Annotated in this window: 10 protein-coding genes; 6 read left to right on the top strand and 4 right to left on the bottom strand. The window is 50.7% G+C overall.

The window, feature by feature from the left end; translation table 11 throughout:
• The 4 genes from J4G02_19605 to J4G02_19620 form a co-directional block, all read right to left on the bottom strand.
• Window positions 1-1,216 (bottom strand): AAA family ATPase (locus J4G02_19605; GenBank protein MCE2396739.1); only part of this gene is annotated, 1,216 nt, incomplete at its 3' end.
• Window positions 1,217-1,293: 77 nt separating this feature from the next.
• Window positions 1,294-1,932: a guanylate kinase gene (gmk, locus tag J4G02_19610; GenBank protein ID MCE2396740.1), complete on the bottom strand. Its 639-nt coding sequence runs from the start codon at window positions 1,930-1,932 to the stop codon at window positions 1,294-1,296.
• Complete coding sequence (locus J4G02_19615; protein ID MCE2396741.1) at window positions 1,922-2,806, bottom strand: YicC family protein; 885 nt, start codon at window positions 2,804-2,806, stop codon at window positions 1,922-1,924. The genes gmk and J4G02_19615 overlap by 11 nt, the downstream gene beginning before the upstream one ends.
• 2 nt (window positions 2,807-2,808) lie before the next feature.
• Window positions 2,809-3,267: a 4Fe-4S binding protein gene (locus tag J4G02_19620; protein ID MCE2396742.1), complete on the bottom strand. Its 459-nt coding sequence runs from the start codon at window positions 3,265-3,267 to the stop codon at window positions 2,809-2,811.
• Window positions 3,268-3,643: 376 nt separating this feature from the next.
• Here J4G02_19620 and J4G02_19625 point away from each other — a divergent pair, with 376 nt between their 5' ends.
• From J4G02_19625 to J4G02_19650, 6 genes are all read left to right on the top strand, one after another.
• A complete protein-coding gene (locus J4G02_19625; GenBank protein MCE2396743.1) occupies window positions 3,644-4,522 on the top strand; it encodes an acetylxylan esterase in 879 nt (292 codons plus the stop codon).
• Window positions 4,523-4,625: 103 nt separating this feature from the next.
• Window positions 4,626-5,717: a hypothetical protein gene (locus J4G02_19630; GenBank protein MCE2396744.1), complete on the top strand. Its 1,092-nt coding sequence runs from the start codon at window positions 4,626-4,628 to the stop codon at window positions 5,715-5,717.
• Window positions 5,718-5,757: 40 nt separating this feature from the next.
• Entirely contained in the window at window positions 5,758-7,263 is a 1,506-nt protein-coding gene (locus tag J4G02_19635) for a phytanoyl-CoA dioxygenase family protein (protein ID MCE2396745.1), read from the top strand.
• A 31-nt stretch (window positions 7,264-7,294) separates the two neighbouring features.
• A complete protein-coding gene (locus J4G02_19640; GenBank protein MCE2396746.1) occupies window positions 7,295-8,284 on the top strand; it encodes an exo-alpha-sialidase in 990 nt (329 codons plus the stop codon).
• A gap of 145 nt (window positions 8,285-8,429) precedes the next feature.
• The gene (locus tag J4G02_19645; GenBank protein MCE2396747.1) at window positions 8,430-9,062 is read left to right on the top strand and encodes a ThuA domain-containing protein; all 633 of its coding nucleotides are present in this window, start codon (window positions 8,430-8,432) and stop codon (window positions 9,060-9,062) included.
• A gap of 12 nt (window positions 9,063-9,074) precedes the next feature.
• Window positions 9,075-9,939 (top strand): zinc-binding alcohol dehydrogenase (locus J4G02_19650; GenBank protein MCE2396748.1); only part of this gene is annotated, 865 nt, incomplete at its 3' end.

Raw genomic sequence — 9,939 nt, forward strand, 5'->3', positions numbered from 1 at the left:
TCTCTTGGAGCATGAAGTCGCTATGGGTGGTTACAAGCACTCGAACGCCAGCACGGACTAAGCGAGCGATGGTCGCTGCTATTTCAGTCTGGGCGGCGGGGTGTAGATGGGCTTCGGGCTCCTCAATGAAGAGCGTGTCGCCGGGGCGGATAAGACCACGAATGAACAGCACAAGGGGAGCAAGTTCAGACACCATTGATGAAGAACGGGTCAGACGCATATCCTGTTCTGTTCCTTGTGGGCGGTAGAGAAATTCTGGATACCCGGTTGATGAGGGCTTCATGACTATCTGTCCATTGAGAACATTATCCTCCAATGCTTTGGCGATGTAATTCATTCCATTATTTGGTTTTACGCGTTCCCTTAATCTGGTACGTTCTTCGTAGAGTATAAGCTTTTCCATGAAATCTGCTACCACTCCCGAAAGTGTCGGAATCTCTGATGTTTCCAAGCCAGTGCGGGTAGAACGTGCTACAAGCGAACTTGCGATCACTCGATGGCTCTGCATGATGCCGCTTCTAGCGGCTGGTAGATAATATGGTTTTTCTGCGTATCTGCGATGTTCAGACAAGAGTGCAATTGTATCATCAGAGTCGACCAGCGAGGCCGAAGACAACTGATCCGCCGGAAAAATGATAGTATTTTCGTTAATCTTTCCATCATCTAGGATAATTTCTGATTCGGATGCTTCAATTCTCAATGACCAGAGATTCTGGTTTGTCTCACCGACTTTCAGTGAAATGGTTATTTTATCGTTTTGGTCGTTGATTGACCGTATTAGTTCCACAAGTGAATCGAGGTCAAAACAGCGCAGGAGTTCAGTCTTTAGATCTGGCCCGAAAAAGTACGGGGTATTAAGGTTGGTCTGTGCCCGTTTGCGCACTCCATGGGGCAGATCCGAAAATCTGAAAGGTTGGTCCCAGTTTGCCTTGTTAAATTGCGCTAGAAGGTCTTTTTTGTCTACTGGAGGGTCGTAATCCAGGCCATATCCTAAGAGCCGTAAGGTGTGCGATAATGGAAAACCTGAGGGTTCTCCAAAGATGCGATGCAGCGCGTAGATCAGGACGGAAAGGTAGGTCTTGCCGGTGTTGCTCGGTCCGACGAACACCGTCAATGGACGCAAATCGAGATCTGCTTCTGCGATCGGTCCGAAGTTGCGGACTGAGATTTCGACTTTTGGTGTATTCGGGGTTTTTGTGCTGTCATCTCCGTTCATATTGATTTTCCTTCTCGTTGGTACCGGAGTCTACTGTGCAGGGTATAGCACGTTTGCGTCTTAAGCCGTGCATTCTGCTATTGGGGAGTGGAAAACTCTTGAGAGATTGCGGCGAGAAGCTGGTCGTCGATTCGACAGCGTTCTGCGGAGATGATGTTGCGAATTTGAGTCACAGCTTCTTTGACATTATGGTCGGGATTCACGATACAGTAGTTGTAGTCTTTAACATAATCGAACTCTGATTTCGCTGTGAGCAAACGTTGTTCAAGTTCCGAATCGGATTCTGTCTTGCGGTTGCGAAGCCGTTTCTCTAGACTTTGGAGGGAGGGAGGGAGGAGAAATATACTGGTATACCGGATGCCGAGGTCTTTTACCTTCATTGCACCGTGCACATCGATTTCTAGAACCAGATCCTGACCTTTTTCGATCGTTGATTCTATTGTGGATTTTAAGGTGCCGTAGTAGTGTCCGCCATATTTCACCCATTCCAGAAAGCCACCACACTGAATCAGAGCTTCAAATTTGGTTTCATCTAAGAAGTGGTAGTCAACCCCATCAGTTTCGTCGGAGCGGGGAGGGCGGGTTGTCGCAGAGATCGAAAACGCTAACGTTGTATCGCCTTCACAAAGTTCTCTGATAACACTCGTTTTGCCGGTTCCAGAGGGGCCCGATATAACAATGAATAATCCCTTCTGGGAGGGTCGATTATTCCACATTCTGAACCAATTCTCGAATTTTTTCGATCTCTGTTTTCAGGGCAACGGTGGCGTAGGAGATGGAGGATCGAGACGCTTTGGCAGAGATGGTATTGACCTCTCGATTCATCTCTTGCAGTAGAAAATCGAGTTGTCTGCCGATGGGCTGGGTTGCTTGCAGATATTCATCAAACTGAGAGCAGTGGCTATCGAGTCGTACCAGTTCCTCTGTGATGTCTGAACGAGAGGCGATGATGCCTGCCTCCATCGTGAGGCGGTGTGGGTCAATTTTAACGCGCCCCTCAAGGAGCTCGTTCAAACGCGCTTCGAGTCTCGTATGCGTGGATTCCACGAGATCTGCGCTAGCTGCTTTTATCTTCCGAGTCAGGAGTTGGATAGAGTGGAGGAGTCCTTTGATTTCTTCAAGCATAGCAGCTCCCTCTGCCTGCTTGGTTGTCTCCAATCCATCCAGAGCGGTGTCTAGGTGAGACTGTAACACCTTCCACACGGCTTCTTCGTCCAGATCGGTTTTCTGCGCAGTTAGGACGCCGGGGAGTTGCACTAGCAAGGAAAGTGAAATCTCATCCCCGAATTGCAGCTTATTTTGTAATTTTACAAGTGCTTGATGGTATTGCTCTGCCAGCTTAGAATCGAGAATGGGGAGTTGGTTTGAAACTGAAGCGTCCTCAGTCCACTCGACTGTGGCTTGGACTTGCCCTCTCGAAACCCGGTTCCGTATGGCGCTGTGAATTTGATGATCGAATCTGGAGAGAAACTCTGGGGTGCGGACTGTTACTTTACAGTATCGAGCGTTCCACGATTTGATCTCAATAATCAACTGGCCAAAGGGTGTTTCTGCTTTATGCCGGCTGTAACCCGTCATGCTTCTAATCATAATTAATCCGCTGCTTCTTGCCATTCAACTAAGATTGGAGATTCAACCCGAATTGCATCTTTGATACAGACCTCTTCACAGAGTTTGCATCCGACACAATCCCGTGGTTTCACAAGTTCGCAGATACCGAAGAAACTCTCGGCATGTTCGCCGGTCGCTGGATCTTTTAGCTCTAGGCAATCCCACGGACAGATGTGGACACAGAAATCACAGCCAGAGCAGAGTTCCTCGTAGATGACGGCGATGGGGCGATCTTTGGGACGTTTAATAAATTTAGCGACATCTCCATTCTGATCATGGATGGCTTCAACCGGACAGACCATACCGCACGCACTACAGTCGATGCAGATATCTGGGTCGATAATATGAAGCATTTTGCGGTCGCCGGTGATGGCATCAACGGGACAATTTGTCAGACATGCCATGCAACCGACACATTCTTCTGTTATGTAGTAAGCCATTAAAAACGCGCTCCCTCCTTTGAAATTGATGACCTTTTCATTTGGAATGAGTAGCGGAAATCAGCAATCAATTCGGAAAAATTATGGGCAGATAACTAGTCAACCATAATTATAACATGGATACCACAATGAAATCAACAGAGATTGTTATATGATTTTGATAAATTGACCTAAATTGTTATCTGAAGCATAATACATAAAACGTAGTGCGTAAGAAGCAACCATTCGCTAGGGCGAAAGGAATAAGTAGAACGCAGATCTGTGTTCCCTACGAATGATCTGCTCCATCTTTTTTGATGAAAAATTAGGGAATAGGGGTAGGAATAGATTGTCTATTCTCAATTTACGCTTCACCTTCAACGGAGGGATTCGGGGTATGTATTCACCAGATGACATTCGGGAGTTTTGGGAAGGAACACGCGCAGCACTCGATGAGGTGCCGATGGAGCCTGAACTCTCACCCGCGCCTGAGTTGAGTGGCAGAGAGTTCGACACCTATAACGTGACGTTGACCAGTTTTGGCGGAATCAAACTCCGGGGTTGGTACTCGGTGCCGAAGGATAATCCGCGGGGCAAATGCTCGGCGATTCTGGCTGTCCCCGGCTATAGCGGGAGCAAGCAGATCCCAACGCAGATTGTGCTTCAGGGATACGCTGTCCTCACGTTGTTTCCACGGAGTCAGGGCGAGAGCAAGGCGGAGTGGCAGATTGAATCGGGGACGTATCTCACGTATCATATTACCGATCGGGACAGGTATTTCTATCGTGGGGCGTATATGGATTGTGTGCGGGGTATCGATTTTCTGACGAGTCGTCCCGAAGTTGATGCGGACCGGATTGGGATGTGGAGTCGGAGTCAAGGCGGCGGATTGACGCTTGCAACGAGTTCTTTAGATGGACGAATTAAAGCTGGGGTTGCCGAAGAGCCGTTTTTGTGTAACTATCCGCTTGCGATTGATGTGAAAACGAACCCGTATGTGGAGTTGGGCAAATATCTAAGCCAGCACCCTGACCAGAAAGAGGCCATTCTTGAAACGCTTGCCTATTTTGATCCGCTCAATCTGGTGGAGATGATTACCCGTCCTATGCTGGTCAATATCGGAATGAGAGACGACGTTTGCCCGTACCACACGATTGTTCCTGTGTTTGAACGGATCGTAAGCCATAAAGCGTTGATGATCTACCCCGATTTGGGGCATTCATCGTGTGCCGATTTCAACAACCATGCGAAAAATTGGTTGGATTTGTATTTGTAGTTGGGTGATGTGTCGCCCGTCTGGACGCGCAATGAATTGCGCTACTACAAACTCAAGTGCGTAATTTTTATTTGTAGTCAACAAATTTATTAGGAGGGATTCAATGCTAACATATCACGATATAGGCATCAAACCTTTTATTAACGCAAGTGGGACCATCACGACGTTGGGTGGTAGTATCATGCCGACGGAAGTGGTCGAATCCATGCGTGAGGCAGCAACTTCGTTCATCCACCTCAATGAACTCCATGAGCGGGTCGGGGACAAATTGGCAGAGATGATTGGGGTCGAAGCTGCATTCGTTTCTTGTGGGGCTGCGAGTGGTGTGCAGGTCTCGGCTGCCGCGTGTTTGACAGGTACAGATATGGATCGTGTTCACAAGCTACCTGACACAAGCGGTGCAAAAAACGAGTTTATTATCAGCCTTGTTGATTCGCATTTCTACATCCATCAGGGAATTGAGGCGGTCGGTGGAACGTTAGTCAAGGTCGGCACACGCGAAGCGGTTACCGCAGCGGATATGATAGATGCGATTGGTCCCAATACCGCGGCGATTGTCTTCTTCTTTGGTGCTCAGCCGAAGGAGCAGCTTGCAAAAATTATTCCTGAAGCCACGGCGCGCGGTGTGCCTGTGGTGGTCGATGCTGCAGCACAACTGCCGCCCCGGTCGAACTTGACAGAGATCGCTGGGTTGGGTGCGTCGTTGGTGAATTTCAGCGGCGGAAAAGGGATGCGCGGGCCCCAAAATTCGGGATTGGTCATTGGGAAACAGGAGTTTGTGGAAGCTGCACGGCTTAACTCTAACCCTCACAGCGCGATTGGGCGTGGCATGAAGGTGGGCAAAGAGGAGGTCATGGGGCTACTCACAGCCGTTGAGATCTTCCTCGCGAAGGATGAGAAAGAGGAGTATGCCGAGTGGCGTACACAGATGGAACATATCGCCGAAGCCGCTGAATCAATTGATGGGGTTCAGGCAGAGGTGGTTGATGCCAAGCAGCATCCATCGGTACAGATCACGCTCGATGCTTCGTTGGGGAAAACAGCGGTAGAGGTGAACAGTGAGTTGAGGGAGGGATCTCCTTCCATCGTGAACGGTGGCGGTGGGGACAGCGTGGTGTTCAATCCGATGACGCTGCTGCCGGGCGAGGAAAAAGCGATTGCTAAGCGTTTGGTTGAAATTTTGGCTGATATGTGAAACGTAAAAAGATAAAAGGCAAAGTGCCGAGGGGAACATGATGGACCGAGAGCAGATGAGCAATGAAGAGAACTACTGCTTCGATGTTGCTGGCTATCTGATTGTTCGAGATGTCCTGACGCGAGAAGATATTGAGGCGTGTAACCGGGATCTCGATCAGGAAGGAACTAACCCACTACCGGAGTCTTTGGCAAAACTGGGTGACCATCCCGTGTTGGAATGGTATCTCAACCAGATCTGTGGGGAAGAGTGCCAGCTTGACCGGGAGCCACGTCTCCTCGGAGAGGCGGGGGAGGACGTGGGCAGTCCGCTAATCGGCGGTAACGAGCCGCGGGACATGGCTCGTGGTTATTATCAACAGAACGATGCCCGGTTCTGTCAGGGAGTACTTGCGGTTTGGGCGTTGGGAGACGTGAACGAAGGTGATGGTGGGTTCGTGCTGATTCCAGCCAGCCATAAGAACTATGTCGAGACACCGGAGGATGTACTGACTGGTGCGGACGATATGGGACTGACCCTCCAACCGTCCCTTAAAGCGGGAGACCTGCTGCTCTGTGCCGAGACTACGCTGCACGGGGTAAGACCGTGGAAGGGGCAAGGTCCGCAGCGACTACTTGCATACGGATATATCGCTAAAACCGCGCGCAGATCAATTAATGCTGATCCTACAGGTGAGAAGGAATCGCCTCCTGAGTGGCTGGCGGAGTTGACGTCGGTGCAACGGGCGGTGATGCAGGGACAGAATTTCCATCGTGCCTACCCTCCACCTGCGGTGAAATCGGACGGGAAGACCTGTTGGATTGGGGAGTCGCCTGAAGTGTATCATCCGTCAATCTATACCCGCGATCCGGAATCGGTAGTTGACGAACAGGAGCTTTACTTCTGGGATCTGTGCGGGCACCTTGTGATTCGGAATGTGATGGATGCGGCATGGCTTGAAGCAGCGAATGAAGCAATCGACAAATTTGCAGATCAGATTGTGGTGGGTGGTGCCCCTGACAAAGGCTCAAAGACGCTTGCGGGGACAGGCAGACCTGATCTCGGAGGACTGTTTGAACTACCGAAGCCGTATTGCGATCCTTTCCGAGAGATGATTGCGCATCCAGCGGTGATACATCGATTAAACTGGATGGAAGGGAGTGGGTTCCGGTGTGGTAACGCCACAGCAATATGCTCGGCGAAGGGAACTGCTGGGCACGCGCTGCACAGTGGCAGCGATCCTGCGAGGCCGGGAAATAGCTACTTCTTCCAGAATGGGCGAACTTACTGTGACTCGGTGAATGTGGCGTGGCAGCTGCGCGATGTAACGGAGGCGGACGGCGGGTTTGTTTGCCTTCCGGGTAGCCATAAGGCGAGATATCCTATGCCACCGGGGGTTCAATCCTGCGATGAGCCTATGGGGTTAGTCCAGCATGTGTCGATGAAAGCGGGGGATGTGCTTATGTTCATGGCGGGAGCACAAACACACGGCGCTTATCCGTGGAAGAGCGATACCCAACGTCGTACCGTCCTGATGAACTATATGGGCAGACATATGTTTTTGTGATTTAGTTTTTGAGTTGTGGGAGATAAACTTCATGGATCATCGTGCACATGTGTACAAAGGTTCACCGCCAAATCACTGCGTTTGTGATCAGGTGTTGCGTCAACTTCCCAATGGCGACTGGGGCATCATTTTCATGACAGGCGGGACACACGAGCCGGAGATAGAGAATCATATAGCGATGTGTCGATCGACGGATCAGGGAGAGACTTGGAGCGCCCCAGAAACTGTTCTCCGTTTTGATGATCGTGCGTGTCTTCTCTCTGAGGTCATTGTCCACGGCGAAAAGATTCGCATCCTCGGTGAGAGTCATCTTGGTCGATTCGAGGATTGGCAAGTCTTTGTCCTAACCAGCGGGGATAGTGGCGAAACGTGGGACGAGCCAGTTCCTTCCACGCTGCTGCCAAGGAGAGCTTTCATACGCAACCTATATATCAGCAGTTGGGGTGAGTGGTTTCTGCCGTTTCAAAGCTACGACACGGTGGCTGATCCCATTGTTTCCCCGCTAGCGGATGGATCGTTCAAGAGTGCGGTTAACGGTGTGCTGATTAGTGGCGATAAGGGGCAGACATGGGAGAAGTCCGCTGAAACTGGTCCGACTGCTGGTTGGGCGGAGAACAACCTCGTCGAATTGCGCAATGGTCGGTTGGTGATGCTCATTCGTGCTGATCGCACCGGCTCTTTGAAACGCAGCGAATCTACAGATTGGGGACGCACGTGGTCGGCACCGGTCCTGACCGATATCCCGAACCCCGGCACAAAGTTTCGGCTGCACCGTCTCAGCGGTGGGCGAATCGTCCTGATCCATAATCCGAATTCGAAGCCCGGCGTCCGAAACCCGTTGGCGTTGTGGGCTTCCGACGATGACATGGAAACATGGTCACACAAGCGAACTCTGATTGATTTTCCAGGACAACTTCAGTATCCAGATGGTTTTGTAGATGAGGCGGAGGAGTATGTTCATTTTGCCTTTGACTACAATCGGCATGATCTTATTTACGTTGGGGCACGGTTGCCGGTGTAGGATAGCGTAGTGCCCACCTGTTGGACTAAAAAATAATACGTAATGCGTAAGAAAAACTATCACGCTTTAGGCATTTTATGCACTCGACGCACCTTTGGTGCTTTAGATAGCAATTCGGATTATTTTATTCTTAATTGGAGGGATTATGAGTAAGATTAAGACAGCGGTGATCACTGGGCAACATGCCTTTGATGTGCCGGGGTTTCATGGGTTGTTCAGGAGTATTCCCGAAATAGATTTTTACCTGCAAGATCTGGAGAATTTTGCGGCGGATGCTGGCGAAGTCCGAGATCAGTACGATGCGCTTGTGTTCTATAATTTTCATCGGGTGACGCCTGATGAGGGGAGAGTCAGGGAAGCCATAGAAGGGTTAGGCGAAGATGGGACGGGTATCTTGGTGCTGCACCACGCCATCCTCGCGTTCCCAGAGTGGCAGCTGTGGTCGGATCTGTGCGGCATTCAAGATCGGCGTTTCGGTGTCCAGATTGACGAAACGGTACATGTTGACATCGTGGATTCGCAGCACCCAACTACACAGGGATTGAACCCGTGGGAGATGGTGGATGAGATTTATATCATGGCAGATCCGGGCGAGGACAGTGAACTGCTATTGACCACCGATCACCCCGATAGCATGAAAACGCTAGCATGGGCTAGACAGTACAAAAACGCGCGTGTGTTCTGTTGTCAGTCGGGGCACGACGATCAGGTCTTCTCTGACCCAAATTTCCGCATGGTGATCTCACAGGGAATTCAGTGGCTGGCGGGAAGGACTTAGGAGAGAAAGTTAATGCGCACATTTAGCATCCAAGGCTTACCTGATAAGAGACGGCAGAAAGTGCTCATCCATGATGGTCCCGAACCGGGGGCGCCAACCGGCAATGAAGTCAAGACGGAGACAATCTATTCTGGCATAACAAACGGCACAGAACGAAATCAACTGATTGGCGGAAACTACGCGCCCAAGGACGAACAGCTGCCCACCAGTGGAGGGGGTTACCAAAACGTGGGGCGGGTGATTGAGGTAGGTCCTGATGTTAAGGAGCTGCAGGTCGGGGATGTGCTGTATATGAGTGCCGCTCATTCGGAGTACATCGTGATGGCAGAGGATGACCTACTCATCAAGTTACCCGACTCGACCGATCGCACGGAGGCTGCGCTTTTCGGGATGACTAGTGTTGCCATGCGTACCTGCCGCAATACCGAGTTGGAGATGGGAGAACGGGTGTTGATTGTGGGGGCTGGCATCATCGGTCAGGTTGCTGCACAGATCGCAGCTGTTATGGGTGCCCGTGCTACGCTTTGCGATATCAACCCCAATCGTCTGGAGCTTGCAAGGGAGATCGGTGCAGCGGAAACCGTTCTGGATGTTTCGGGGGATGGCTGGGAAAAAGGGGTCGCTGATGGGAGCTTCGACGCAGTGATAGATTTTGCTGGTGTGCCGGGAATGGAAGACCAATTCATCAATGCGGTGCGGCAGCGTGGCAGAGTGATATTCATCGCTGGACGTGGCAAAGTGACCTATACCTTTAACCTCGGTCAGGGACGCGAGATTCAGTTGAAACAGAACAGCCATTTTGATCGCGATGATTTGGAAAATCTGTCTCGCCTTGTCGATCGAGGGTTGGTGAAGATTGCGCCGCTCATCCGCGATG

This window comes from Candidatus Poribacteria bacterium, from assembly GCA_021295755.1.
GTDB lineage: Bacteria > Poribacteria > WGA-4E > WGA-4E > PCPOR2b > PCPOR2b.

Coding starts and splice junctions, on each gene's coding strand:
- gmk (MCE2396740.1), bottom strand. CDS start 1,932: ATGTGGAATAATCGACCCTCCCAGAAGGGATTATTCATTGTTATATCG.
- J4G02_19615 (MCE2396741.1), bottom strand. CDS start 2,806: ATGATTAGAAGCATGACGGGTTACAGCCGGCATAAAGCAGAAACACCC.
- J4G02_19620 (MCE2396742.1), bottom strand. CDS start 3,267: ATGGCTTACTACATAACAGAAGAATGTGTCGGTTGCATGGCATGTCTG.
- J4G02_19625 (MCE2396743.1), top strand. CDS start 3,644: ATGTATTCACCAGATGACATTCGGGAGTTTTGGGAAGGAACACGCGCA.
- J4G02_19630 (MCE2396744.1), top strand. CDS start 4,626: ATGCTAACATATCACGATATAGGCATCAAACCTTTTATTAACGCAAGT.
- J4G02_19635 (MCE2396745.1), top strand. CDS start 5,758: ATGGACCGAGAGCAGATGAGCAATGAAGAGAACTACTGCTTCGATGTT.
- J4G02_19640 (MCE2396746.1), top strand. CDS start 7,295: ATGGATCATCGTGCACATGTGTACAAAGGTTCACCGCCAAATCACTGC.
- J4G02_19645 (MCE2396747.1), top strand. CDS start 8,430: ATGAGTAAGATTAAGACAGCGGTGATCACTGGGCAACATGCCTTTGAT.